General features: G+C 71.5%; 22 protein-coding genes. 17 read left to right on the top strand and 5 right to left on the bottom strand.

Annotated elements, in window-relative coordinates:
• Positions 1-24: 24 nt before the first annotated feature.
• From purL to JNB61_RS07655, 4 genes are all read left to right on the top strand, one after another.
• Entirely contained in the window at positions 25-2,358 is a 2,334-nt protein-coding gene (gene purL / locus JNB61_RS07670; protein ID WP_220339246.1) for a phosphoribosylformylglycinamidine synthase subunit PurL, read from the top strand.
• A 105-nt stretch (positions 2,359-2,463) separates the two neighbouring features.
• Positions 2,464-2,601, top strand: coding sequence for a hypothetical protein (locus JNB61_RS07665; protein ID WP_181911767.1), 138 nt, complete (start codon positions 2,464-2,466; stop codon positions 2,599-2,601).
• A gap of 73 nt (positions 2,602-2,674) precedes the next feature.
• On the top strand, positions 2,675-3,481 hold the full coding sequence (locus tag JNB61_RS07660; RefSeq protein WP_220339245.1) for a hypothetical protein: 807 nt from the start codon (positions 2,675-2,677) through the stop codon (positions 3,479-3,481).
• Between the two features lie 39 nt (positions 3,482-3,520).
• Positions 3,521-4,498: a hypothetical protein gene (locus JNB61_RS07655; protein WP_220339244.1), complete on the top strand. Its 978-nt coding sequence runs from the start codon at positions 3,521-3,523 to the stop codon at positions 4,496-4,498.
• A 122-nt stretch (positions 4,499-4,620) separates the two neighbouring features.
• On the opposite strand, the gene JNB61_RS07650 is transcribed toward JNB61_RS07655, so the two are convergent.
• The 3 genes from JNB61_RS07650 to JNB61_RS07640 are packed head-to-tail and all read right to left on the bottom strand — an operon-like array spanning position 4,621 to position 6,881.
• Positions 4,621-5,682 (bottom strand): 1-acyl-sn-glycerol-3-phosphate acyltransferase, encoded by a 1,062-nt coding sequence (locus JNB61_RS07650; protein ID WP_223214692.1) that lies wholly within the window; start codon positions 5,680-5,682, stop codon positions 4,621-4,623.
• Between the two features lie 5 nt (positions 5,683-5,687).
• Entirely contained in the window at positions 5,688-6,530 is an 843-nt protein-coding gene (locus JNB61_RS07645; protein WP_220288983.1) for a patatin-like phospholipase family protein, read from the bottom strand.
• 57 nt (positions 6,531-6,587) lie between these two features.
• Positions 6,588-6,881: a chorismate mutase gene (locus JNB61_RS07640; protein ID WP_220339242.1), complete on the bottom strand. Its 294-nt coding sequence runs from the start codon at positions 6,879-6,881 to the stop codon at positions 6,588-6,590.
• 134 nt (positions 6,882-7,015) lie between these two features.
• Here JNB61_RS07640 and JNB61_RS07635 point away from each other — a divergent pair, with 134 nt between their 5' ends.
• The 3 genes from JNB61_RS07635 (at position 7,016) to JNB61_RS07625 (ending at position 11,244) form a co-directional block, all read left to right on the top strand.
• A complete protein-coding gene (locus tag JNB61_RS07635) occupies positions 7,016-8,233 on the top strand; it encodes an AI-2E family transporter (RefSeq protein ID WP_220288981.1) in 1,218 nt (405 codons plus the stop codon).
• A gap of 71 nt (positions 8,234-8,304) precedes the next feature.
• A complete protein-coding gene (locus JNB61_RS07630) occupies positions 8,305-9,915 on the top strand; it encodes a LuxR C-terminal-related transcriptional regulator (RefSeq protein ID WP_220339241.1) in 1,611 nt (536 codons plus the stop codon).
• A 210-nt stretch (positions 9,916-10,125) separates the two neighbouring features.
• A complete protein-coding gene (locus JNB61_RS07625; RefSeq protein ID WP_220339240.1) occupies positions 10,126-11,244 on the top strand; it encodes a flavin-containing monooxygenase in 1,119 nt (372 codons plus the stop codon).
• A gap of 3 nt (positions 11,245-11,247) precedes the next feature.
• Here the strand turns inward: JNB61_RS07625 and JNB61_RS07620 are convergent, their stop codons facing one another.
• Together JNB61_RS07620 and JNB61_RS07615 are read right to left on the bottom strand one after the other, a co-directional pair.
• Positions 11,248-12,444, bottom strand: coding sequence for a lactonase family protein (locus tag JNB61_RS07620; protein WP_220339239.1), 1,197 nt, complete (start codon positions 12,442-12,444; stop codon positions 11,248-11,250).
• Positions 12,445-12,505: 61 nt separating this feature from the next.
• A complete protein-coding gene (locus JNB61_RS07615; protein ID WP_220339238.1) occupies positions 12,506-13,792 on the bottom strand; it encodes an adenylosuccinate synthase in 1,287 nt (428 codons plus the stop codon).
• Positions 13,793-13,992: 200 nt separating this feature from the next.
• Here JNB61_RS07615 and JNB61_RS07610 point away from each other — a divergent pair, with 200 nt between their 5' ends.
• The 10 genes from JNB61_RS07610 to JNB61_RS07565 all read left to right on the top strand — a co-directional run bounded on the left by JNB61_RS07610 (position 13,993) and on the right by JNB61_RS07565 (position 26,743).
• Complete coding sequence (locus JNB61_RS07610) at positions 13,993-15,216, top strand: LLM class flavin-dependent oxidoreductase (RefSeq protein WP_220339237.1); 1,224 nt, start codon at positions 13,993-13,995, stop codon at positions 15,214-15,216.
• Positions 15,213-16,589: an NtaA/DmoA family FMN-dependent monooxygenase gene (locus tag JNB61_RS07605; protein WP_220339236.1), complete on the top strand. Its 1,377-nt coding sequence runs from the start codon at positions 15,213-15,215 to the stop codon at positions 16,587-16,589. The genes JNB61_RS07610 and JNB61_RS07605 overlap by 4 nt, the downstream gene beginning before the upstream one ends.
• On the top strand, positions 16,586-18,469 hold the full coding sequence (locus JNB61_RS07600) for an FAD/NAD(P)-binding protein (protein WP_220339235.1): 1,884 nt from the start codon (positions 16,586-16,588) through the stop codon (positions 18,467-18,469). Before JNB61_RS07605 ends, JNB61_RS07600 begins: the two co-directional genes overlap by 4 nt.
• 162 nt (positions 18,470-18,631) lie before the next feature.
• Positions 18,632-20,248: an ABC transporter substrate-binding protein gene (locus JNB61_RS07595; RefSeq protein WP_220339234.1), complete on the top strand. Its 1,617-nt coding sequence runs from the start codon at positions 18,632-18,634 to the stop codon at positions 20,246-20,248.
• Between the two features lie 45 nt (positions 20,249-20,293).
• On the top strand, positions 20,294-21,250 hold the full coding sequence (locus JNB61_RS07590; RefSeq protein WP_220339233.1) for an ABC transporter permease: 957 nt from the start codon (positions 20,294-20,296) through the stop codon (positions 21,248-21,250).
• An 11-nt stretch (positions 21,251-21,261) separates the two neighbouring features.
• Positions 21,262-22,239, top strand: coding sequence for an ABC transporter permease (locus JNB61_RS07585; protein WP_220339232.1), 978 nt, complete (start codon positions 21,262-21,264; stop codon positions 22,237-22,239).
• Positions 22,236-23,879 (top strand): dipeptide ABC transporter ATP-binding protein, encoded by a 1,644-nt coding sequence (locus tag JNB61_RS07580; protein WP_220339231.1) that lies wholly within the window; start codon positions 22,236-22,238, stop codon positions 23,877-23,879. Before JNB61_RS07585 ends, JNB61_RS07580 begins: the two co-directional genes overlap by 4 nt.
• Positions 23,880-24,053: 174 nt before the next feature.
• Positions 24,054-24,926, top strand: a complete 873-nt coding sequence (locus JNB61_RS07575) for a DUF1684 domain-containing protein (RefSeq protein ID WP_220339230.1) — start codon at positions 24,054-24,056, stop codon at positions 24,924-24,926.
• Positions 24,923-26,008 carry an LLM class flavin-dependent oxidoreductase gene (locus tag JNB61_RS07570; RefSeq protein ID WP_220339229.1) on the top strand — a complete coding sequence of 362 codons (1,086 nt, stop codon included), beginning with the start codon at positions 24,923-24,925 and terminating at the stop codon, positions 26,006-26,008. Before JNB61_RS07575 ends, JNB61_RS07570 begins: the two co-directional genes overlap by 4 nt.
• 135 nt (positions 26,009-26,143) lie before the next feature.
• Positions 26,144-26,743: an MFS transporter gene (locus JNB61_RS07565; RefSeq protein ID WP_220339228.1), complete on the top strand. Its 600-nt coding sequence runs from the start codon at positions 26,144-26,146 to the stop codon at positions 26,741-26,743.

Below are 26,743 nucleotides of genomic sequence, written 5' to 3'. Positions count from 1 at the left end.
CCCGAATTTCTGGAGCTGAGCCGCGTGACCACCCCCGCTTCGACCGCTGTCGCCGATACCGTCGAGAACGCCACCGCCACCCCGGAGAAGGAGCAGCCCTACGCGGCGCTCGGACTCAAGCCGGACGAGTACGACAGGATCCGCGAGATCCTCGGCCGCCGCCCCACGTCCGGCGAGCTGGCGATGTACTCCGTCATGTGGTCGGAGCACTGCTCCTACAAGTCGTCCAAGATCTACCTCCGCAGGTTCGGCGAGAAGGTCTCGGACGAGATGAAGGAACGGCTCATGGTGGGCATGGGCCAGAACGCCGGCGTCGTCGACATCGGCGAGGGCTGGGCCGTCACCTTCAAGGTCGAGTCGCACAACCACCCGAGCTACATCGAACCGTTCCAGGGCGCCGCGACCGGCGTCGGCGGCATCGTGCGCGACATCATCTCGATGGGCGCGCGCCCGGTCGCCGTCATGGACCAGCTGCGCTTCGGCGCCATCGACAACCCCGACACCGCGCGCGTCGTGCACGGCGTGGTGAGCGGCATCTCGTTCTACGGCAACTGTCTGGGCCTGCCCAACATCGGCGGCGAGACCGTGTTCGATTCGGTGTACCAGGGCAACCCCCTCGTCAACGCCCTCGCGGTGGGCGTGCTCCGCCACGAGGACCTCAAGCTCGCCAACGCCACCGGCGCCGGCAACAAGGTCGTGCTGTTCGGCGCCCGCACCGGCGGCGACGGCATCGGCGGCGCGTCGATCCTCGCGTCCGACACGTTCGCCGACGGGGGCCCGACCAAGCGCCCCGCCGTGCAGGTGGGCGACCCGTTCGCCGAGAAGGTGCTCATCGAGTGCTGCCTCGAGCTCTACCGCGGCGAGCTCGTCGAAGCCATCCAGGACCTCGGCGCCGCCGGCATCTCGTGCGCGACGTCGGAGCTCGCCGCCAACGGCGGCTCGGGCATGCGCGTGGACCTCGAGAAGGTGCTGCTGCGCGACCCGACGCTCACGCCGGAGGAGATCCTCATGAGCGAGAGCCAGGAGCGCATGATGGCGATCGTCTCCCCTGAGAAGCTCGACGCGTTCCTCGAGGTCGTCGGCAAGTGGGACGTCGAGACCTCCGTGCTCGGCGAGGTGACCGGCGACGGGCGGCTGCAGATCTTCTGGCACGGCGAGCAGATCGTCGACGTCGACCCCTCGACCGTCGCGGTCGACGGCCCGGTCTACGAGCGCCCCGTTGCGTACCCGACGTGGATCGACGCGCTGCGCGACGACTCGGCATCGGCTCTCCCGCGTCCCAGCGACGCCGAGACGCTGCGGGAACACTTCACCAAGCTCGTCGCCAGCCCGAACCTCGCCGACACGTCGTGGATCACGAACCAGTACGACTACTACGTCATGGGCAACACGGCGCTGTCGTTCCCCGACGACGCCGGCATGATCCGCGTCGACGAGCGCTCGGGCCTCGGTTTCGCGATCGCGACCGACTGCAACGGCCGCTACTGCCAGCTCGACCCGTACCAGGGCGCGAAGCTGGCTCTGGCCGAGGCCTACCGCAACGTCGCCGTGACCGGCGCCGAGCCGACGGCCGTCACCGACTGCCTCAACTTCGGCAGCCCGGAGAACCCCGAGGTCATGTGGCAGTTCTCGCAGGCGGTCGACGGCCTGTCGGACGGATGCCTCGAACTCGGCGTCCCGGTCACCGGCGGCAACGTCTCGTTCTACAACCAGACCGGCGACCAGCCGATCTTCCCGACCCCGGTCGTCGGCGTCCTCGGCATCATCGACGACGTCGCGCGCCGCATCCCGTCGGGCTGGCAGGATCCGGGCGAGAACATCTACCTTCTCGGCGTCACCTCGACCGAACTGTCGGGCTCGCAGTGGGCCGGGACGATCCACGACCACCTCGGCGGGCGCCCGCCGGCGGTCGACCTCGGCCAGGAGAAGAAGCTCGCCGAGCTGCTCCACGCCGCGGGCCAGCAGTCCCTCGTCTCGTCGGCGCACGACCTCTCGTCGGGCGGCCTGGCGCAGGCCCTCGCCGAGACCGTCATGCGCTTCGGCGTGGGCGCGCGCGTCTGGCTGAACGAGATCATGGAGCGGGACGGGGTGGATGCCGCGACCGCCCTGTTCTCGGAGTCCACGGGCCGCGTCATCGTCTCGGTTCCCCGCGAGGACGACGTGAAGTTCCGCGGCCTGTGCGAGGGCCGGGGCTACCCGGTGCTGCGCATCGGCGTGACGGACTCGGCCGCGGACGGCGACGAGCCGGCGCTCGAGGTGCAGGGTCTCTTCACGGTTCCGCTCGCCGAACTGCGCGAGCTCTCGACGTCGACGCTGCCCGACGCCTTCGGTCCGATCATCACCGAGCACACCGCCTGATCCGCTCACTTCCCGGGTTTGGGGCGCACCGCGTGCGTTTGGGGCGCATCTGTTGCGCCCCAAACGGACGGGTTGCGCCCCAAACCCACAAGTAGGATGAGAGCCATGGCGGCGGAAGACGACGAGTACAGCGGTTTCAACGACACCCGGCAGCGGCGCGTCAAGATCATCGCCTGGGTGACCATCGTCGCCCTCATCCTCGTGGGCGGCGGCGCGACCGTCTTCGCCCTGCTCTTCGGCTGACGTCGGTGCGGGTGGCCGAGATGTCAGCAGACTCCCGGCGACAACCGCGCTATATCGCGTTTATCATGGCAGGGTGGAGCCCATCCTCCTCATCGTGTCGAGCTGGTGGTGGATCGCTCCGGCAGCCGCGGGTGCCGGAGCGGCGACCTATGCGGGCATGACTACGCGCAGCCGCCGGGCCCGTCGCCTGGAACTCGATGCTGCGCGCGCGGAGGAGTCGCAGGCCTATCGCGACCTCGTCGCCGCCAGGGCCAGGCTCCGCACCGCGCAGGCCGACCTGCTGACCGCGAAGTCGCGCTCCACGGTTCCGCCCGCCCACGCCGCCGAGGCGCGGCGCGAGCTGCAGGCGGCGAGGCAGGACGAGAAGACCGCGTCCCTCGCGCTTCGCGCCAGCCGCACCCGGGTGAAGGCGGGGTACGCGCAGTACCGCGCCGCGTCCTCCCACGACCCGCTGCCGATCGACCGCCTCTACGCCGCTCACGACGGCGTGAACACGCGATGGCTGGCCTACGAGACCGACGTCGACAAGGCGCTGGCGTATCCGCAGATGACCGACCCGCGGCATCCGGCGACCGTCGTCTTCCTGCGCGCACAGCGCGAGGCTCTCGCGAAGCGGCCGACCCTGCGCGATCGCGTGACGCCGCAGCAGTTCCTCGAGTACCGGGTGGCGGTGCGTCACCTCGAGGCGACGTTCGCCGAGGCCGAGCGGCAGGCAGGGGTTCCCGGCGCCGCGCGCCCCTCAGCAGCGGGCGCGACGGCCGCAGCCGGGCTCACCGCCGCGGCCGCCGTCCTCTCCGAGATCGCCGACCGCCTGCCGTCACTCATCGCCCGGATCCCCCCGGCCCGTGCGAGCGAGCCGCCTGCTGGCAGGGTGCCCTGAGCCGACCACGCGGCGGCGACCGGCCGTTAGCATGACAGTGTGCAGCAGTTCTGGGAGTTCGCGGGCAACTTCTGGTGGCTCGTCTTCCCGCTTATGGGCGTCCTGGGCATGGTCGGCAATGCCTGGGAGCGTGGCGCGCGCATGCGCCACAAGCGTCGCCTCGAGGTGATGCACGCGAAGGCCGAGCTCAAAGCAGCCCAGGCTGCGGCGCGCGGCAAGGCCGTGCCGGCAGCATCCCTCCCTCCGATCACCGCGCCGACGGCGACAGGGGCGTCGGCACAGGGCGGGGCGGGATCCCGCGAGACGCAGGTCACCCAGCTCGAGCGCCTGTTCGCGACGCACGACGCCGTCACCGCGCGCTGGCTGGAGTACGAGCTCGACGTCGCGAAGATCATCGCGTTCCCGGCCATGAGCGATGGGCGCCAGCCGCTCACCGCCGCGTTCCTGCGCGCCAAGCGCATCGCCGACGGACTGCGGCCGGCCTCGGCGAAGGCGCGGCTGTCGAAGGAGCAGCTCGCCGAGTACCGCAACGCGGTCGCCGACTTCGAGGTGGCGTTCGATGTCGCCGAGCGCGACGCGCGACGCCTGCGCGACTCGACGTTCACCGAGGACGAGCGCAAACGCCTCGACACGGCCAAGAAGCTCCTCACCGTCGCGATCGACGAGGCCGCGACGCCGGCCGAACGCCAGCTCGCGTATCGTCGCGTGCGCGAAGAGCTCGACGGCCTCATCTCGATCTCGGACGAGGCCATCGAGGTGCTCGAGAACAAGGTCATGCTCGAGCTCGGCCCCGTCGCCACCACCACGACGACGGTGACGGATGCCGCCCCGCCTCGTACGGAGACGCCGACGCCCCGCGCTCCCGAGCCCGAGCCCGAGCCCGAGCCCATGCCCGAGGCCATCCCCGCGCCGAAGCGCCCCGGCACGACGCCGCCGCCCGCCGCGACGTGGCCCGTCCCGTCGCGCAGCAGCGGGGACTCGCCGGGCCGGGTGACGCACCCGAAGCCCCACCGCTGACCATCTCGCGATCGAGGCCTCGTCCACCCGCCTCGGCCGCCTCGGGGGCCACGACACGCGGGATCGCCGCCCCCATCCGCGTATCGCGGCCCCTCGAACGGCGCGGGCGGCGGCGGGCGTCCTCAGGCGGCGAGTTCGTGGTGGGCGTCGATCCAGCCGTCGATGCGGGCGAACCAGTCGAAGAGCCACGCGGCGCGGGCGTCGCGGTCGTCGGGGATCTCCGCCCGCGGCACGCGCCACGCGCGCATGGTGATCCCCTTGTCCATCGGCAGCTCGCGCCAGATGTCGTGCAGGGTGCGCAGCCGGTCGAGGCCGGTGTGCGCGATGAACACCACGTCCGCGTCGGGCGCGGCGTCGAGCGCCGCGCTCATGCCACCCGGCTGCGGCGCCATGACGTGCGTCATCGCCTCGGCCCGCTCGGCCATCGCCTCTCGGCCGGCGTCGCGCAGGCGCTTGATGCGAGAGCGGCGGCGCGTCGGACTGACCTGGCCGCCCTCGGGGAAGATGACGAACGCGTCCTCTGATCCGAGCCCGCTCGCGAGGTCACCGAGCGCTGCCTCGACCGAGGCGCCTCCTCCCTTGCGACCGCGCCCGAACCCGGACGGCACGATGAAGCGCGCCGGGATCCGGTGCAGCAGGATGTCGATCGCGGGGTCCCACTGCAGCGTGTATTTGAGCACGATCCGGGGCCGGCGGGCGACCGCGTTGAGCAGCGTGTGGATGAGGATGAACGAGTCGCCGGGACCGCCGTGCCGACTCGCCACGACGAGCGGGATGCCGGGCGCGAACAGCGCCGCGAAAGCGGCGCGGCCGGACGCAGCATCCGTTCCGTCCGAGCCGGTCGTCGTGATCGTGAGCCGCAGCACGCCGGCGAAGAGCCAGAAGAGCACGCGCAGCGACCAGGCGCCCAGGCGGTAGTGCGCCGTGACGAAGCCCGGCCGCTGCAGGGCGTAACCGAAGCCCGACGCGATCCACAGCGCGAACAGCGCGATCACGAGCGTCGCGTCCCACAGCAGGTACACGGTGATGAGCCACAGCACGCGCGGCAGCCGGAAGTGCCCCGGCACGAGCGACGTGAGCGCGAGGGCGACGAGCAGCCACACCGGCGCGAGCAGCAGCATGGCGATCGCCGCCACGATCACCAGCGGGGCGAGAAGGATGCGGCGCACCCAGGCGGGCGGCATCCGCATCACGTCTCCCGGCTCTCGGCCAGCCCGCGGTCGGCCAGGAATGCTCGGCTGGCGTCATAGGCCGCGGCGATGCGGCGGTGGACGGTGTCCATGCGGCGGTACGACATGAGCGAGTCGTCGCCCTCGAGTCCGCCGCCGCTGGGCAGCACGTGCAGGGCGACGCCCTCGGGCAGCGTCGCCACGTCGCGGGCGTAGCGGTGCCGGCGGGCGATCTCGAAGGCCACCCGCGCGGTGTCGACCGCCGACTCCGGCGCCACGAGCGGGGTCTCGATGCGGCCGACCTGCAGCACGTAGACCGTGGTGGCGCCGACCTCCACAGCCTGCTCGATCGGGATCGAGTTGACGATCCCGCCGTCGATGAAGTGCTCGTCGCCGATGCGGGTCGGTGGAAGCAGGCCCGGCACCGAGGCCGACGCGAGGATCGCCTCGATGAGCGGTCCAGATTCGAAGACGTGCTCCGCAGCGCGCTCGATGCTCGCGGCCACCACGCGAAGCCGCACGGCCAGGTCCTCGAACCTCGTGTCGGCGCCGAGCGCCCGCTCGAGCAGGTGCCGCAACGGCACGGGCGAGTTGAGGTGCGTCTTGGTCTTCACGAGCCGCGTGAACTGCGCGAACAGCGAATCGCCGTACACCGCGTTGGCCTCGGGAGAGGTCCACGCGTCGAGCAGGCGCTCGATCACCGCGGGTGTCGGGTCGCTCGCGACGAGGGCGCCGTTGATCGCGCCGATCGACGTGCCGACGACGACATCGGGGCGGATTCCCGACTCGAGCAGCGCCTGCAGCATTCCGATCTCGACGGCGCCGCGCACACCCCCGCCACCGAGAACGAAGGCCACCGTCATGCCCACACCCTATTGCGGCGCCGGACCGTGCACCCGCGTTCCACGTGAAACGGGCGGTCAGCGCGAGCCGGCTGCCTCGGTGTGGTGGCGGATGACCTCGGCGACCACGAAGTTGAACCACTTCTCGGCGAAGGCGGGGTCGAGGTCGGCCTGCTCGGCGAGGCTGCGCAGGCGCGCGGTCTGCTGCTCCTCGCGGGCAGGGTCCGAGGCGGGCATGCCGTGCTCGGCCTTGAGGTGGCCGACCTGCTTGGTCGCCTTGAAGCGCTCGGCGAGCAGATACACCAGGGCGGCGTCGATGTTGTCGATGCTGCTGCGCAGCCGTGCCAGCGTCGTCGTGGGGTCTTCGGTCATGGCGCTCCTCCTCGCCCCTCGACGATACCCGAGCGCCTGTGCGGCCCCGTCCGCGATGACGACGCCTCATGCGATCCGGGTGAAGTTGCGCGCACACCTCGTCGCGCCTGTCGCCCAGCCCTAGAGTGTGACCCATGACCGATGCCTCGCCCACCCTCGGTGCCACCGCAGCCGAGGCCGCAGAGCCGCTGTCCGTCGACGCTGCGGCGGGCACGGACAACCACATCGCCACGCCCGTCCCCTCAGACGCGCTCCCCGACGACGCTCCGGTGTTCACGGGCGAGGCCCCGGAGGGCAAGACCTTCTGGGCGAACCTGAACAGCCCCTTCCGGTTGGGCCTGGTGCTAACCCTGGGCGCTCTGGCCGCCGTCGCGCTGGGCCTGGCGTTCTGGAACCTCTCGACGATCATCATCTACGTGGTGTTCGCGCTGTTCGCCGCGCTCGGGCTCGACCCCGTCGTCCGCTGGTTCGGCCGCCACAACGTCTCGCGGCCGTGGGCGATCGTCATCGTCTACACGGCGTTCGCGCTCGTGTTCGCCGGCGTCATGCTGCTCGTGATTCCCGCGCTCGTGAAGCAGATCACCGCATTCTTCAGTGATCTGCCGCAGACCGTCGACGAGTTCCAGCAGTCGGACTTCTACTCGTGGCTGACGTCGACGTTCGGCACGCAGGTCGGCGCGATCACCGATCAGATCGAGACGTTCCTCACCAATCCGGCGAACATCGCCGCGATCGGCGGTGGTGTCGTCAACTTCGCGATCAACGTCGGGACGACCATCTCGGGCCTCATCATCGTGCTGGTGCTGAGCCTCTACTTCCTCGCCGGCCTGCCCAACATGAAGGTGGCCTTCAACCGCTTCGTCGCCGCCCGCAACCGCAAGAAGGCCGCGGCCATGACGGACCAGATCACCGACTCGATCGGCGCCTACCTCATGGGCATGGTGGTGCTGGCGTTCTGCAACTCGGTCGTCGCCTTCCTGCTGCATCTGTTCCTCGGCCTGCCGTTCCCGGCTCTCATGGGTGTGCTGGCATTCCTCATCACCCTGATCCCGCTCATCGGTTCCGTGCTCTACTGGATCACCGCGACCGTGATCGCCCTCTTCACCGGCTGGGTGCCGGCGCTGATCTTCGCGGTCATCTACCTCATCTACATGCAGCTCGAGGCATACGTGCTGACGCCGAAGGTGATGAACAAGGCGATCTCGGTGCCGGGCGCCCTCGTCGTGATCGGTGCGATGGTCGGTGGGACGCTGCTCGGACTCCTCGGCGCGCTCGTCGCGATCCCGGTGACGGCGTCGATCCTGCTCATCATCAAGCAGGTCTTCATCCCTAAGCAGGACGCCAAGATCTGACGCTCCGATCCCGGTGCCCGCGCCGCGGGCCGGGCCTTGTCGGCGCCCACGGCCGCGCTCATACTGTGCGCATGGCGATCCGGGAGGCCGGCGTCGTGGACTGGACGGGCCGGTTCGAGGAGCTCACGGCACGCGAGGCTGCGCTGGCGGGCGATGAGCTGGACGAGCTCGGCCAGGCGGCGTGGTTCGTCGGCCAAGACGATGTCTCGGTGCGGGCGTGGGAGCGCGCGCACCTGCGCTACCTGGACGACGGCGACCTGTCCTCCGCGGTTCGCTGCGTGTTCTGGCTCGGGTTCACGCTGAGCGAGCGCGGCGACGAGGTGCGGGGCGGCGCGTGGATGGGCCGGCTCATGGAGCTGTGCGCCCGCGACGACGCGACACCGGTCACCGAAGCCGTCCGCGCCCTCTGCATCGCCCACGGCGCGTTCGCACGAGGCGACGTGGAGGCCGCCGTCCCGCTCTTGCGTCAGGCGGTGGAGAGGGCGGATGCCGCCGCCGACGTCGACACGTTCACCCTCGCCACGATGAGCCTCGGCCGGGCGCTGATGATGGCGGGTCGCATCGACGACGCCATCCGCGAACTCGACCGGGTGATGCTGCTCATCGCCGACGGCCGGGTGAGCGATCGCGCCGCCGGGCCCGCCTACTGCGCCGTGATCGCGAGCCTGCTCGGCCGGGGCGACGTCGAGCGGGCCCGGGTGTGGACCCGTGAGCTCGGCGACTGGTGCGACTCGCAGCAGGGGCTCGAGCCGTTCCGCGGCGAGTGCACGCTGCACCGCGCGAACGTGCTGCAGCTGGGGGGCGAGTGGCAGGCCGCGACGACCGCCGCCGAGGAGGTCTGCGCGACGGAGAAGCGCAGCGAGACGTTGGCGAACGCCTGGTACCGCGCGGCGGATCTGCACCGCGTCGCGGGTCGGCCGACAGCCGCCCGTCAGGCGCTTCGCCAGGCGGCGGCGCTCGGACGCGAAGTGCAGCCCGGCCTCGCCCTGCTGAGCCGCGACGCCGGCGACCTCGCCGGCGCGTGGGCCGGGCTCGAGAGCGCGCGTGCGGCGGCCGTGGAACCGGCAGTGCGCGCCGAGGTGCTGGCCGCCGCCGTGCGAGTGGCCCTCGACCGCGGCCGTCTATCGGATGCGGCGGCGGCGGCGCACGAGCTCTCCGCGTGCGCCACGGCATTCGACACGCTGTACCTGCGCGGCTTGTCTTCGCGCGCCGACGGCGAGCTCGCCCTGGCGCAGGGCCGCGCCGCCGAGGCTCTCCCCCTGCTGCGCGCCTCGTGGGCCGCCTGGCGGCGCATCGACGCACCGTACGAGGCGGCGCTCACGCGGGTCGCGATCGGTGCGGCGATCCGAGCGATCGGCGATGCCGAGGGTGCCGAGCTCGAGTTCGACGCGGCCCGGGGCGTGCTCGAGGGCCTGGGCGCGATCCCCGACCTCGCGCGGCTCGAGCGAGTGGCGGCCGCGGCGCCGGTCGCAGCATCCGATCCGGGACTCAGCCGTCGCGAGCGAGAGGTCCTCGCGCTGGTGTCGCGGGGCTGGTCGAACCGGCGCATCGCCGAGCATCTCTTCCTCAGCGAGCGCACCGTGGCGCGGCACGTCGGCAGCATCCTCGCCAAGCTCGGCGTGCCCAGCCGCTCCGCCGCCACCGCGTACGCGTTCGAGCACGACCTGGCCGCCGCCCGCTGACCCACGGGCGTGCTCCTCGTGTGAGGCTCTGGGCCGGGATGAGGAGCCGACCCGGCATTTCGCCCCTCATTCCGGCAACGCTCCTCAATCGAGGATCCGCATCGACTCAGATCGAGCGCCGGACGGATGCCACGGCCCGGGCGCAATTGGTCATTTCTGCCGATGCCGCCCCGGCAGCCCCACTCCTACCGTGAGCGGAAGGAGGTCATCATGGACACCACAACACTCGACAGCGTGGTCATCGGCGCGGGCGCGGCGGGCCTTCGCACCGCGCGTCTGCTCGCCGAACGAGGGGTCGACGTCGAGATCATCGACGGCCACGACCGCGTCGGCGACGCCTGGCGCGAGCGCTACCGCTCGCTGCGGCTGTTCACGCCACGGCGCTGGGCGGAGATTCCGGGCATGCGGATGGGCATCCGCTTCTTCGACTACCCCACCGGCATGCAGTTCGCGGACTACCTCGAGCAGTGCGCCGCCGCGATCGGCGCGCGGCTGCGACTCTCGACCAGAGTCGAGCGGCTGTCGCTGACAGAGGACGGACGCTTCCGCCTCGCGCTCTCCACCGCAGGCGATGTCGTCACTTCGCACGTCGTCATCGCCGCGGGCGCGCACGAGCGACCGGTCCTTCCGGCGTTCGCCGCGGCCCTCGACCCGGCGATCCGTGCGCTGCACTCGCTGGACTACCGCGGTCCGGAGGACTTCGCGCCGGGACCGGTGCTCGTCGTCGGCGCCGCCAACTCGGGCACCGACATCGCACTCGAGGCCGCGGCATCCGGTCATGCGACCACGCTCGCCGGCCGACACCCCGGACAGGTGCCGATCAGCATCGACACCCCGGTGGGCAACCTCGTCAGCAGCATCTTCATCCGCCGGCTGCGCGGCCTGACCCTCGACACCGAGCGCGGCCGCCGCTTCGCGGTCGCGAATCGTGGTCACGGCGTCAACCTCGTCCGAAACCACCTGGCCGACCTCGCCACGGCGGGGGTGCGTCAGGTCGGGCGCGTCGCCGGCCTGGACGGCGACGGCCGTCCGGTGCTCGAGGACGGAGAGCGGATGGATGCCGCGACCGTCGTGTGGTGCACCGGCTCGCTGCCCGACCTGCACTGGGTCGAGATCCCCGCCGCCTTCGACGGCAATGGCGACATCGCACACGAGCGCGGGCTCGCGGCCGACGTGCCAGGGCTCGCGTTCGTGGGGCTGCCCTTCCAGTACTCGGTCGCCTCGCCCACCCTCATGGGGATGGAGCGGGATGCCGAGTATGTCGTGTCGCACCTGTTCGAGCCGTCGCGCCCGGCGCGATCGGGGTCGGCGGCACCGGTCGCCGCGTGAGCGTCAGCGCACGGGGAGCAGGCAGGTCGGCGACGGGGCGTCGGTGCGGTGCCGTACGCGACCGGGCACACCCGTGCGCACGTCGAGCGTGAGCGAGGCGACCTCGTTCGACAGCTGACCGGCGACGAGCAGGATGTCACGCACCACCACGTGGTGCCGCGGCCAGTCCACCCCGGCGTCGACGAGGGCGACCGGCTCGACGTACTCGCCCGCGCCGCGCACGCGCAGGGTCGCGACCGTGTTGCTGCCGCGAACTCCGGCGTACAGGAACTCCCCGTCGCGCGATGCCGCGAGCTCGGCGGCGCTGTCGCCCGGAAGGCTCCCCGCGCCGAGCGGCGTGCCCCCGACGAGGTTCCAGGTGCCGTCGGCCGCGGGCGCGAGCACGAACAGCTCGCACGAGAACTCGGTCACGACGTACAGGTGCCCGCTCGGGTGCCACACCATGTGCCGCGGCCCGCTGCCCTGCGGCAGTGCGACCTGCTGCACCTGCCGCAGTCCGTGCGCACCGTCACGCCAGAGTCGCACGACGTCGTAGCCCAGATCGGTCGTCGCGATGAGTCCGCCCGGCAGGAAGACCGCCTCGTGCGCCCGCGAGGGACGGGAGACGGATGCCTCGGCCCCGCCTTCGGCGGCTGCGGCGGGGGCGTCGCGATCATGGTCGGGCACGAGGTGCGCGTACTCCTCGCCGGCGGCCTCACGCAGCGCCCGGGCGGCCGCGGCGAGGTCGATGTCGCCCGCGTGTTCCGGCGCACCGGCGGGCCCGTACGGATCGACCGCCGCGGGAGCGATCACCGGCGACGAGGGGCGGCCCGCGGCATCCAGCTCGACCCGGACCACGCGTCCGTCACCCCAGCAGCTCGCGACGAGGAAGCGGCCGTCGGGCGACACGGCCACGTGGCACACGGCCTCGCCGGCCGCGACGGGCGCACCGAGCGGGGCGAACGTCGACTCTCCGGTGCGGCGGAAGGCCTGTACCTGCGCCCGCTGCTCGAGCGCCGCGTAGACGACGTCACCCGGGGCGACCGTCAACGAGCCCGGGTGCGGCGCGAGCCACGACGGCGAGTCGGTCGTCGCGACCTCGCCGGCATACGCCAGCGCGCCGCCCGCCGAGGCGTCGTCTGCGGCGCCGGCGAGCAGCATCCCGAATCCGGACGCGCTGCCGCCCATGTCGGCGGTGTACCCGCCCAGCCAGAACTTCATGACCCTCCGGGGGGCTCAGGGCGTTTCGACTCGCTTCGCTCGCTCAACCGGGTGAGAGAGCTCAGTCGACAAGATCGTGGCGCACGATCACGGCGTCGCGGGCCGCGCCCACGCCGATCACCGAGATGCGGGTGCCGCTCATCGCCTCGAGGGCGAGGACGTACTCCTGCGCCTCGCGGGGGAGCTCGTCGAACGTGCGGGCCCCCGAGATGTCGTGCTTCCAGCCGGGGAAGTACTCGAGGATCGGCTTGGCGTGGTGGAAGTCCGACTGGTTCACCGGCACCTCGTCGAACCGCTCGCCCTCGACCTCGTACGCCACGCACACCGGAATCTGGTCGAGGCCGGTGAGGATGTCGAGCTTGGTCAGCACGAGGTCGGTGATGCCGTTGATGCGCGTCGCGTAGCGGGTGATGGGCGCGTCGTACCAGCCGACGCGGCGCGGGCGGCCGGTGGTGGTGCCGAACTCGAAGCCGCGCGAGCGCAGGAAGTCGCCGTTCTCGTCGAACAGCTCGGTCGGGAACGGGCCCGAGCCGACACGCGTCGTGTAGGCCTTCACGATGCCGACGATGCGGTCGAGGCGGTTCGGGCCGACGCCCGAGCCGGTCGCCGCGCCGCCGGCCGTCGCGGACGACGACGTCACGAACGGGTACGTGCCGTGGTCGACGTCGAGCATGGTCGCCTGACCGCCCTCGAACACGACGACGTCGCCGGCGTCGAGCGCGTCGTTGAGCAGCAGCGACGTGTCGGCGACCATCGGGCGCAGGCGCTCGGCGTACGACAGCAGGTCGTCGACGATCTCGTCGCACGTGATCGCGCGGCGGTTGAAGACCTTCACCAGCAGGTGGTTCTTCTGGTCGAGCGCGCCCTCGACCTTCTGGCGCAGGATGTTCTCGTCGAAGAGGTCCTGCACGCGGATGCCGACGCGGTTGATCTTGTCGGCGTAGGCCGGGCCGATGCCCCGGCCGGTGGTGCCGATCATGCGCTTGCCGAGGAAGCGCTCGGTGACCTTGTCGAGCGTGCGGTGGTACTGCGTGATGATGTGCGCGTTCGCGCTCACCCGCAGGCGCGAGGTGTCGAGACCGCGCGCGTGCAGTGCCTCGAGCTCGGCGAAGAGCACCTCGAGGTCGATGACCACGCCGTTGCCGATGACCGCGTTCACGCCGGGAGAGAGGATGCCGGAGGGCAGCAGATGCAGCGCGTACTTCTCATCGCCGATGACGACCGTGTGGCCGGCGTTGTTGCCGCCGTTGAACTTGACCACCCAGTCGGTGCGCTCACCGAGGAGATCGGTGGCCTTGCCCTTGCCCTCGTCTCCCCACTGGACTCCGACGATCACGATGCCTGGCATGGGCTACTCCCCCGTTATCGGACGGTTACACCCCATCCTATCGGGATGCTCCGTTACGCCTTCTGGCGCCGTGAGTCCTCCCATGACATCCCGCGTTGGACGCACATACGGCGCCGCGGGAATCGTGAGGAGCGGATCGCCTCGTGCGACGAGGCCGCACGCGACGCAGGTCGCGTGCGGGGCTAGAAAGGACAGCTCCCGTGACCGATCAGGTTCACCTCGCCATCGCCCTCGAACGGGCCGGATGGCACCCCGCCGCGTGGCGGGAGGCCACCGCCCGTCCGCACGAGCTGACGACGGCGCGCTACTGGCGCGATCTGCTGCGCACGGCCGACGACGCCGGCATCGCGCTCGCGACGATCGAGGACGCCCTCTCGCTCCCCGACCGCTTCGAGCCGGTCGAGGGCCTGCGACGTGACCGCGTGCGGGGCCGTCTGGACGCGGTGCTCATCGCGTCGTACGTCGCGCCGCTGACGCGCCGCATCGGCCTGGTGCCCACCGTCACGACCGCACACCCCGAGCCCTTCCATGTCGCCACCGGCATCCAGACGCTCGACTTCGCCAGCCGAGGCCGCGCCGGCGTTCGCCTGGTCGCAGGCGCTTCGACCGCCGAGCGCGCCAACTTCGGCCGTCGCGCAACCGGGGTCGACGCCATTCCCGCGTCGGGTCGCGTCGAGGACTCCCCCGAGATCCTCGCGGCATTCCGCGAGGCGGGCGAGTTCGCCGATGTGCTGTCGCGCCTGTGGGACTCGTGGCAGGACGACGCCATCATCCGCGATGTCGCCGCCGGCCGATTCCTCGACGCCGACCGTGTCCACAACATCGAGTTCGAGGGCGAGTTCTTCTCGATCACCGGCGCCTCGATCGTGCCGCGGTCTCCGCAGGGCCGGCCGCTGATCACGGTCCTTGCGCATCAGACCGTTCCCTATCGCCTGGCGGCAGAGCGCGCCGACGTCGTGTTCATCACGCCCCACGACGGGGCGGAAGTTCCCGGTCTCGCCTTGCCCGCGATCCTGTCGGAGCTGGATGCTGCCGCCGACGAACTGCGCGATGCCGGCGAGCGTCTGCGGGTCTTCGCCGATCTGCTCGTGCTGATCGAAGACTCCGAGTCGGCAGCGCGGGACGCCCTCGCGCGCCTGGACGAGTGGGACGGTGCGCCGCTCGCGTCAGACGCACGCGTCGTCGTCGGCACACCCGCCGACGTCGCCGACGCTGTTCGCGAGCTCGCCGCCGCGGGCGTCGACGGTGTGCGCCTGCGCCCCGCGCGCCAGCCGGCCGACGTCGCCGCGATCGCCGAGCAGGTCGTGCCGCTCCTGCGCTCCACCGGCACCCTCCGGGCCGATGACGGTGGCCGGTCCCTCCGCGCCCGTCTCGACCTCGCACGCCCCGAGAGCCGCTACGTCCGAGAGAAGGTCTCGCTGTGAGCCGTCCCCGCCAGATCCACCTCGCCGCGCATTTCCCCGGCGTCAACAGCACCACCGTCTGGACCGACCCGACGGCGGGCAGCCAGATCGACTTCTCATCGTTCGAGCACTTCGCCGCGACCGCCGAGCGCGGGCTGTTCGACTACGTCTTCCTCGCCGAGGGCCTGCGGCTGCGCGAGCACAAGGGTCGCATACACGAGCTCGACGTGCTGGGACGGCCGAACACCCTGTCGATCCTCGCCGCGGTCGCCGCCGTCACCGAGCACGTGGGTGTCGTCGGCACGCTCAACACGACGTTCAACGAGCCCTACGAGCTCGCTCGCCAGCTCGCGACCCTCGACCACCTGTCGGGCGGCCGCGCGGGGTGGAACGCCGTGACGAGCTCCGACGCCTTCCACGGCGCGAACTTCCGTCGCGGCGGCTTCCTCGACCACGCCGACCGCTACGAGCGCGCGCGCGAGTTCGCGGCGCTCGCGAAGCAGCTGTGGGACTCGTGGCCCGGCGGCGGTGTGCGAGCGGATGCCGCGTCCGGCGTGTTCCTCGACGACGGCGTTCCCGTGCCCGTCCGACACAGCGGCCCGCAGTTCGACGTCGACGCGCTGTTCGACGTGCCCCGATCCCCCCAGGGACGCCCGGTGATCGTGCAGGCCGGCGACTCGGCCGACGGCCGCGCGTTCGGCGCGGAGCACGCCGAGGTGATCTTCTCGCTGCACCAGGAGTTCGAGGATGCGCGCGCGTTCTACGACGACGTCAAGGGGCGCCTGGCCCAGTACGGCCGCGAGGAGGACTCGCTCAAGATCCTGCCCGCGGTGACCTTCTCCATCGGCGACACCGACGCCGAGGCCCGCGAGCGCGCCCGCGAGGTGGCGCTGCAGCAGGTGCGGCCCGAGGTCGCGCTCACGTACGTCGAGCAGGTGTGGGGCCGCGACCTCTCGGGCTACGACCCCGACGGCCCGCTCCCCGAGGTCGACCCCGACACCGGTTCCGAGACCGCACGGGGCTGGGCCAACCGGCACGCCGCGGTGCGCGCCCGGATCGCGAAGCTGCGGGCGCTCTCGGAGACCGAGGGACTCAGCATCCGTGAGACCGTCATCCGACTCACGGCCACACCGACGTTCGTCGGGACGCCGGACCACATCGCCGGGGAGATCGACCGCTACGTGCAGGAGCGCGCGACCGACGGCTTCACCGTCGTCGGGCACCTGACGCCGCACGGGCTCGACGAATTCGCCGAGCGTGTCGTGCCGCTGCTGCAGGAGCGCGGCTCGTACCGGCAGTCGTACGAGGAGGGCGCGACGCTGCGCGACCTGCTCGACCTCCCGGCGACCCAGACGGTCCCGGCACAGTCGGCACCGGCACTCGCCGCACGATGACGGGCCGCGCGCGCCTGCTGTTCGTCGGAGCCGGCCCCCGGGCGATCATGCTCCTCGAACGCGTGCTGGCGCGCGCGGACGCGTCGACGCTGCTCGACATCGACCTCGTCGACCCGCATCCCCCCGGTGCCGGCCGCATCTGGCGCCATGCGCAGTCGCCGCTGCTGAAGCTCAACTCGATGGCCCGTGACGTCACGGTGTTCACCGACGACAGCTGCACGATCGACGGCCCCGTGCGTCCGGGTCCGTCGCTCAGCGAATGGCTGGAGCTCTGGCGCGCGGGCGAGCTCGCCGACGTCGACCTCGATGAGCTGTCGGCTGCCGAGGCCCGCGCGCTCGGGCCGGAGGGCTTTCCGACGCGGCGCCTGCACAGCCACTACCTCGACTGGTTCTTCCGCCGCACCAGGGCGAGCGCGCCCGAAGGCGTGCGCATCCGGCTCCATGTCGACACGGTGACGTCGGTGCGGTCTGGGAACGACGGGAGGCACACCGTCTCGCTCGAGAGCGGCCGCGCGATTCAGGCGGATGCTGTCGCCTACTGTCTGGGGCACACCGAGCGCGACCCCGATCCGGCGACCGCGGAACTCGCCGCTGCCGCCGCGCGGGAGGGACTCGTGTACGTGGGCCCGGCGTTCACCGCGGATGCCGACCTCGCGGGACTGGCTCCGGGCGCGGACGTGCTCGTGCGCGGAATGGGCCTCGCGGCGGTCGACCTCGTGGTGCTGCTCACCCAGGGTCGCGGCGGACGCTTCGACCGCGCGGCCGACGGCGTGCTCCGGTATCTGCCGTCGGGGCGAGAGCCCCGTCTGCACCTCGGCTCGCGCCGCGGGGTGCCCTATCGCTCCAAGGTCACCTCGAGGCTGCAGGGGACCGTGCCGCAGCGCGAGGTGCTCACGCCCGACGTCATCGCCGCACTCGTCGACGGCGGCCGCCCGATCGACTTCGACCGGGACGTCTGGCCGCTGATCGCCGCTGAACTGCTGCACGGACACTACCGCGAGCTCTTCACCGGGCACCCCGACCGGGTCGCGACCACATGGGACGAGTTCCGTCCGGTGCTGCGCGACCATGCATGGGACGAGCCCGCCCTCCGCGACGCGATCGCCGCCGTCGTGCCCGACCCGCTCGACCGGTTCGACGTGGCCGCGTTCGACCGCCCGTTCGCCGACCTGGAATTCGCGGATGCCGATGACGTGCAGCGCCGGGTGCGGGCGCACATCGTCGACGACCTCGAGATGCGCACGACGCAGGAGCGCAGTCCCGCGCAGGGCGTCTTCATGGCGGCGCTGCTGTCGTTCATGGCGCTCTCGGAGATTCCCAAGGAGCGCTTCACCGCCCGCTCCCGCGCGTACACGCTGCCCGTCCGGTGGCACACCTTCTTCAGCTACCTCGCCAGCGGTCCCCCGCCGCACCGGCTCGAGGAGCTGCTCGCCCTCGCCGACGCCGGAGTCGTGCGCTTCCTCGGCCCCGAGGTCGAGGTGGAGGTGAGCGAACGCGGGTTCACGGCATCCAGTCCCCGCGTGCCCGGCGAGACGGTCGCCGGTGCTCTCGTCGACGCGTGGCTCCCCGCGGCCGACGCCGCCCTCAGCACGAACGTCGCACTGCGGGAGCTCGCGACCGTGCACGGCGGGGAGCTGCACGTGACCGACGCCGAGTTCAGCGGCTCGCTCGGCCGCGTGCGGGTCAGCGACGAGGGCCGCGTGCTGCGCCCCGACGGCTCGGCGCACGACTCCCTGTTCGCGATCGGGCCCTTCACATCGCAGACCGAAGCCGGCGCATTCACGCGTCCCGCGGCGAACTCGCTGTCGCTGCGCCAGACCGACGTGGTCGCCGGCGCCATCGCTGCCCGCCTCGCCCTCGCGGTGCCCGTCGGGCGGTAGCCCCGCGATCTGTGTGACGCCGCGTGACGGCGCATGACCGCGCGCAACCGTCGTTCACGCCGCGTGACACGGCCGGTCGAGTCTGGCACGACCTCTCCGAGACGCTGAGGGCACGAGCCCGGCACGCCGCGGGGCTCGCCCGACACAGCTTCTGGAGACACCATGTCGTTCACCCGACCCCGCACCGCCGCTCTCGCGGCGATCGGCGTCGTCGCGCTCGCGCTCACCGCGTGCGCGACCGGCGCCGGCGACGCCGCGCCCACCGCATCCGCCGAGGCGGAGCCCGTCACGGGCGGCAACCTGACCTTCGCGATCTCGGTCGACAGCCAGTGCATCGACCCGCAGCAGGTCGGCAACAACGACGCGATCGCCATCGCGCGCCAGACCGTCGCCTCCCTCACCGTCCAGGACCCCGAGTCCGGCGAGATCCTGCCGTGGCTCGCCACCGACTACGAGGTGAACGACGACGCCACCAGCTTCACCTTCACCCTCCAGGACGGCCCCACCTACGCCGACGGGGAGCCCATCGACGCGGCATCCGTCAAGACCAACTTCGAAGCGATCCAGGCGCTGGGCGCCAAGGCGACGCTCGGCTCGTCGTACCTCGCCGACCTGGAGAGCATCGATGTCGTCGGCGATCAGACCGTCACCATCAACTTCTCGCAGCCCAACGCGCAGTTCCTGCAGGCGACGTCGACCTTCACGCTCGGCCTCCTCTCACCGGCCACCGCGGCGGTGAGCCAGGCCGACCGCTGCCTCGGCGACCTCGTCGGCTCGGGGCCGTTCTCGGTGCAGAGCTACACGCCCAACGAGGGCGCCGTGCTCGAGCGTCGCGAGGGCTACGAGTGGGGTCCGTCGACCGCCGGCCACACCGGTGAGGCCTACCTGGACACCATCACGTACAAGGTCGTGCCCGAGTCGGGCAACCGCACCGGCAGTCTGCAGTCGGGCCAGATCGACGCGACCACCGGCATCGCGACGGCCGACGCCGTGCTGTTCGATTCCGACGACTTCTGGAGCCTCAACCGCGCCAACCCCGGCTCGGTCTACAACCTCTACGCGAACCAGTCGACCGAGAAGCTCGCCGACGAGAACGTGCGCCTCGCGATCCAGAAGGGGATCGACCGCGAGCAGATCACGTCGACTCTGCTCGGCCCCGACGACGTGCCCGCCGTGTCGCCGCTCGCCTCGTCGACCCCGTACTTCACCGACCTGAGCGACGTGCTCGAGTACGACCCCGAGGCCGCCACCGACCTGCTGGAGGAATCCGGCTGGACCGAGGGCGAAGACGGCATCCGCGAGAAGGACGGCGAGAAGCTCAGCTTCCACGTCACCTACTGGCAGTCGCCCAAGGAGGTTCTCGAGCTCGTGCAGCAGCAGCTGCGCCAGATCGGCGTCGACCTGCAGCTCACCTTCGCGAGCATCGCCGACGTGCAGGCCGCCAACGCCGACGGCACCTACGACTTCTCGTACGGCAACCTGACGCGCGCCGACCCCGACGTGCTGCGCACGGTCTTCTCGGTCAGCGGCACCAACAACGCCACGAAGCGCGCCGAGCCCGCCGAGATCGACGAGCTTCTCGATGAGCAGGCCGCGATCATCGACCCGGCCGAGCGCCAGAAGGTCGTGGACGAGGCGGCGGAGCTTCTGATCACGGGCGGGTACTCGATCCCGATCTACCAGCTGTCGACCACCATCACCGCCGCGTCCAAGGTGCAGGGGCTGACGTTCGAGGCGTCCAGCCGCCTGGACTTCTACGACGCGTGGATCGCCGAGTAAGCCCGCGCGGCCGATCGCACGACGAAAGGGATGAGGAGCGAGATCATGTGGGGCAGATACATCGCCCGGAGGATCGGACAGGGCCTCGTGGTCCTGTGGGCCGCGTACACGATCTCGTTCCTCATCCTGTACCTCCTGCCGGGCGACGCGGCGACGCTGTTCGCGGGCGGCGGTGACCAGGAGGCCATCGATCCCGAGCTCGTGGCGCGGCTGCGCAGCGAGCTCGGGCTCGACCGCCCGCTGTACGAGCAGTACCTCGTGGCCCTGGGCAAGGCGCTGACCGGAGACTTCGGCGTCTCGACGCAGACCGGGCGCCCGGCATCCGATCTCCTCCTCGAATCGCTCCCTCCGACGCTCGCGCTGACCGCGTTCGCGTTCGTCCTGTCGGTCGTGTTCGGCGTCGTCCTCGCCCTCTCGGCGTCGCTCGCCCGTGCGCAATGGCTGCGCAACCTGCTGTCGTCGCTGCCGCCGCTGGGCGTCTCGATCCCGGTGTTCTGGATCGGCCTCCTGCTGCTGCAGGCGTTCTCCTTCCGCCTGCGACTGTTCCCGTCGATGGGCAACGAGGGCTTCGAGAGCCTCGTGCTGCCGGCCATCACGATCGCGATCCCCTCGGGCGCCTTCATCGCGCAGCTGCTGTCGCGCAGCCTCCGCTCGACGCTCGCCCAGCCCTACGTCGAGATCGTCCGCGCGAAGGGAGCGAGCGAGCGCCGCGTGCAACTCGGCCACGCGTTCCGCAACGCGGCGATCCCGTCCCTCACGATGGTAGGCGTTCTCATCGGCGGCCTGCTCTCGGGCGCCGTCGTCACCGAGACCGTGTTCTCGCGCCTCGGCATCGGCCGCCTCGTCGTCACCGCAGTCAACAACCGCGACGTGCCCGTCGTGCAGACCGTGGTCGTCTTCGCGGCCCTCGTCTTCGTGGTCGCGAATCTCGTCGTCGACCTCGTCTACCCCCTCATCGACCGCCGCATCACGCTCGCCCGCACGGCGTTCGTCGCAGCCTGACAGGAGCCGCCATGACCGTCGAGAACGTGCTCTCCCCGCCCGCGCGCACCCTCGAGCCGCACGACCCGTACCTCGAGTCGATCGTCGACCCCGACGCCGATCCGTCGGGCGGCCCGCACGCCGCCGCCCTGGATCAAGAGCGGACGGATGCCGCGTCCCGCCGCTCCGCGCTCACGCCGGTCGTCGCGGTGCTGAAGCAGCCCACCCTCGTCGCATCGATCCTCGTGCTCGCGCTGGTGACGCTGTGGGCCCTCGCGCCGTCATGGTTCACGGCGTGGGACCCGATCGTCGGCGTCCCGCAGGATCGCCTGCTCCCGCCGAGCCCCGAGCATCTCTTCGGCACAGACAACCTCGGCCGCGACCTTTACGCCCGCGTCGTCTACGGATCGGCGACGTCGCTCGCCGCCACCTCGGTCGCCGTCATCGTCGGCCTCGCCGTCGGGTCGCTGTTCGGCCTGCTGGCCGGCTTCCTCCGCGGTGTCGTGGACGACGCCATCATGCGCTTCATGGACGTGCTGCTCGCGATCCCGAGCCTGCTCCTGTCGCTCGCGCTCATCACGGCGCTGGGCTTCGGCACGCTCAACGTCGCGGTCGCGGTGGGACTCGCGAGCGTCGCATCCTTCTCCCGCGTGATGCGCGCCGAGGTGCTGCAGATCGCGACCGCGGTGTACGTCGAGGCCGCGCACGTCTCGGGCGTGCGCTGGTACACGGTGCTGCGCCGGCACGTGCTGCCCAACGCGTCGGGCCCGGTGATCGCCCTGGCCGCCCTCGAGTTCGGCGTCATGGTGCTCGCTATCTCGTCCCTGTCGTTCCTCGGCTTCGGCGCGCCGCCGCCCACCCCGGAGTGGGGCTCGCTCGTGGCGGGCGGCCGCGACTACCTCGCCGTGGCCTGGTGGCTCACGACCTTCCCCGGCCTCGTGATCGTCGCCGTCGTGCTGTCGGCCAACCGCATCTCGCGCGCTCTCGAGCGCAACGGAGGAATCCGATGACCGCGCTCCTCGAAGTCTCGAACCTGTCCGTCTCGTACACGGTGGGCGGCGAGTCGCACCCGGCCGTCCGCGACGTGAGCTTCACCGTCGACCGCGGTGAGGTCGTCGCGATCGTGGGCGAGTCCGGGTCGGGCAAGAGCACGACCGCGCACGCGGTGATCCACCTCCTCGCCTCCAACGCATCCGTCGACGCCGGCTCGATCGGCTTCGACGGCACCGATCTCACCGGACTCTCGCGGCGTGCCTGGCGCGAGGTGCGCGGCCGCGCGATCGGGCTCATCCCGCAGGACCCGACGACCAGCCTCAACCCCGTCAAGCGCGTCGGCCGCCAGGTCGGCGAGCCCCTCGTGATCCACGGGCTCGCGACCCGCCGCAGCGCCGATGCGCAGGCCGTCGAGCTGCTGCGCCTCGCCGGCATCGGCGAGCCGGAGGCGCGCGCCAAGCAGTTCCCGCACCAGTTCTCGGGCGGGATGAAGCAGCGCGCGCTCATCGCCACGGCGCTGGCCGCCGAGCCGAAGCTCGTGATCGCCGACGAGCCCACCAGCGCCCTCGACGTCACCGTGCAGAAGCAGATCCTCGACCACATCGACACGCTCGCCTCGACGCTCGGCACCGCGGTGCTGCTCATCACGCACGACCTCGGCGTCGCCGCCGACCGCGCCGACCGCATCATCGTGATGCAGAACGGCGGCATCGTCGAGACGGGGCCGGCGCGCCAGGTGCTCGAGGATCCGCAGCATCCGTACACCCGCGCGCTCATCGCCGCGGCACCGGGGCTCCGCGGCGGCACCGCGCGCGTGACGGAGAGACCGGAACGGGCCGAGACGGATGCCGCGACCCCGCCGCTCCTGGAGGTCACGGGTCTGCGCAAGGAGTTCGCGCTCCCCGGGCGCGCGAAGCTCGTCGCGGTCGACGACGTGTCGTTCCGCGTGGACCGGGGCGAGACGCTCGCGATCGTCGGGGAGTCCGGGTCGGGCAAGAGCACGACGGCACGGCTCGCGCTGCGGCTCGAGAAGCCGACGGCCGGCAGCATCCGCTTCGACGGCAACGACCTCGTCGCCGCGAGCCGCGAGGAGCTCCGCGCCCTGCGGCGGAGGTTCCAGCTCGTCTATCAGAGCCCGTTCGCCTCGCTCGACCCCCGGTTCACGATCGCCGACGTGATCGACGAGCCGCTGCGGGCGTTCGGCGTCGACAAGGCCGAACGTGCGAGCCGCGTGCGCGCGCTCATCGACCAGGTCGCGCTGCCCGCGGCCACCGCCTTGCGGCGACCGGCGGAGCTGTCGGGCGGCCAGCGCCAGCGGGTCGCCATCGCGCGCGCCCTCGCCCTCGAGCCCGACCTCGTCGTGCTCGACGAGGCGGTGTCGGCGCTCGACGTGTCGGTGCAGGCGCAGATCCTCGAGCTGCTGGCAGCCGTCCAGCGCGATGTCGGGGTGTCGTACCTGTTCATCAGCCACGACCTGGCGGTGGTGCGCGAGATCTCGGACCGCGTCGCGGTCATGCAGCGCGGCCGCATCGTCGAGCAGGGTGCGACCGCGCAGGTGCTGAGCGCGCCGCGCGAGGACTACACGCGCCGGCTCATCGACGCGATCCCGGGCTCGACCCTGTCGGCGCCTGTGCTCGCGGGAGGGGTGACCGCGTGAACGTGCGGGCACGCTCTCGCGGCAGGCGACCCGACCCCACAGACTTCGCAGTTCCGCAGCGTCCTCGCACACAACTGCGGAATCTCTGCGAGATCCGCGCGTCACTGCGAAGTCTGTGAACGCACCGCGGACAGGCACACGGCATCCCTTCCATCCACCCACCAGGAGGAACCCATGACCACCACGCGCAACACCGACGTCGACCGCGCCCAGTTCGGGCGCGAGTGGGAGGAGTGGCACCGCACGCACGAGACGCGGCGCGCCGACTCCCTCGGCTTCTTCGCGATCACGGGCCTGCACTGGCTCGGCAGCGACCCGATCACCCTCCCCGGGGCGCCCGGCACGTGGCATCTCGGCACCGACGGGGTCGTCGTCGAACTCGCCGAGGGGGAGAGCCTGACGCTCGACGGCGAGACGATCACCGGCACGCACGCGTTCGGCGAGATCGCCGAACGAGGCAGCGTCACACCCACCTTCACGGATGGCGAGGTGGCCGGCGCTGTCGAGATCGCGATCCGCGGCGGGCACACGATCCTGCGCCCTCGTCGCGCCGACCACCCGTTCCTCGCGGAGTACCCGGGCACTCCCACGTACGTGCCGAACCCGCGCTGGCGCGTCTCGGCGCGCTTTCGCCCGTTCGACGCCCCGCGGCCGACGGAGGTCGGCGCCGCCGTCGACGGCCTCACGCACGTCTACGACGCTCCGGGGGTGCTCGAGTTCTCCTGGCGCGGCGAGGAGTTCACGCTGACCGCGTTCGAGGGCAAGACGCCTGGTTCGCTGCTCGTGCTGTTCACCGACGCGACGAGTGGGATCACGACTTACGCCGCAAACCGGTCCGTCGGCATCGAGGCGCCGGACGCCGACGGCTGGACGACCATCGACTTCAACCGCGCGGTCAACCTCCCCTGCGCGTACACCGATTTCGCGACGTGCCCGCTGCCGCCGGAGGGCAACCGCCTGCCGATCGGCATCGAGGCCGGCGAGAAGAAGCCGCTTTCACGCGTGCTCTCTAACGCGGCGCTCGTCGCGCCGGGGGTGGCCGCATGAGGTTCCAGCTGCTCGACATCGTCCCCTATCGCGCCGATCCGATCACGGGCCGCCAGGTCTCGCCGGCCGAGCGCTTCGCCGAGACGCTCCAGCAGGCGATCCGCGCCGAGGAGCTGGGATTGGATGCTGTGGCCATCGGCGAGCGTCATGCCGGGCACTTCATCTCCTCGTCGCCGACGGTGCTGCTGGGCGCGATCGCGGCCCGGACGCGCAGCATCCGTCTCAATTCCGGTGTCACCGTCCTGTCGGTGCTGGATCCGGTGCGCGTCGCCGAGGACTACGCGACCATCGACCAGCTCTCGGGCGGGCGCCTCGACATCACGATCGGCAAGGGCAACGAGGTCGCGCAGTTTCCGCTGTTCGGGCTCGACATCGACGACCAGTGGGAGCTGCTCGCGGAGAAGTACGAGCTGCTGCGGACGCTGTGGCGCGAGGACGACGTCACGTGGCCGGGCACGGAGTTCACCCGGGCGCTTTCCGGCGTCACGACGCTGCCGCGGCCGTTCGACGGCGCGCCGCGGGTGTGGCACGGCTCTGCGACGACGCTGTTCTCGGCGGGACTCGCGGCGCGCTTCGGCGATCCGCTGTTCAGCGCGAACGCCATACAGCCGCTCGAGAACTACGGCGTGCTCGTCGACCACTACCGTTCGGAGTACGCGCGGCACGGCCATGATCCGGCCGCCGCGTTCGTCGCCGCAGGCTCGGGGGCGCTGTTCATCGCCGACACGACGCAGGAGGCGATCGCGCAGTACGGCCCGGTCTACAACGCGATCGTCGCCGCCACCAACGTGCCCGGCAACAACACCCCGTTCCGCGACATCGAGCACGCCGTCGCCGAGGGTCCCGCCCTCGTCGGCACGCCGCAGCAGGTGATCGACAAGATCGCGCGGTTCCACGGCCGGCTCGGGCACGACCTGCAGTCCATCAGCCTGCCGACGACCGTGCCGTTCGAGCGCCAGCTCGAGATCCTCGAGCGCTTCGCGCTGGAGGTCGCGCCGGTGCTCCGCCGGGAGTTCCCGACGACGCTGTGGACGGATGCCGATCCTCTGGGTCGGCGCGCGCGCGAACTCGCGGCTGCGTGACGTCGGGAGAGCCATGACCGACCAGAGCGCGGGCTCCGCGCCGCGATCGCGCGCGCGGCCCGCGCTCTGGGCGTGTCTGGCGGCGGGCTTCGCGACGCTGTTCGACGCCGTCGTCATACGTACGCGGCGCCGGCGGTGAGCGCGACGCTCGGCGGCTCCACGGCGGGCGTGCAGTGGCTGCTCGCCTCGTTCTCGCTGACATTCGGGCTCGGGCTCATCCCTTCGGGACGATTGGGTGATGTGTACGGGCGGCGGCTGCTGTTCCTCGTCGGTCTGGGGATCTTCCTGGTCGGCGGGGTCGCCGCGGTGGCCGCGCCGACGATGGCCGTGCTCGTGGCCGCGCGATTCGTGCAGGGCCTCGGGGCCGGCGTGATCAGCGCCCAGGTTCTGGGCGCGATTCAGGACCTCTTCACGGGAAGGTCGCGCCTGAGCGCCCTCGCCGCCTACACCGCGGTCGGCGGTCGCGCGGGCGTGCTCGGTCCGGTGCTCGCGGCCGCGCTGCTCGGGCTGTTCCCTGCCGACACCGCGTGGCGCCTTGTGCTCCTGACGCCGTTGCCTCTGGTGATCGCGGCATTCGTTCTGGGATGGCGAGGGATGCCGGGGCCACGCGCCCGTCCGAAGCGCACTGGCTCCGAACGGGTGTGGCTCGATCTTCCGGGCATCGTGCTGCTGTGCCTCGTGGTGGTGGCGCTGACGCTGCCGGTGGTGGAGCCGGGACTCAGCGGAATGTCGTAG

Origin of the sequence: Microbacterium ureisolvens (genome assembly GCF_019511645.1) — a bacterium.
GTDB lineage: Bacteria > Actinomycetota > Actinomycetes > Actinomycetales > Microbacteriaceae > Microbacterium > Microbacterium ureisolvens_A.
The sequence above is the reverse complement of the archived record's forward strand: the minus strand, read 5'-3'. Positions and strand labels throughout refer to the sequence as shown.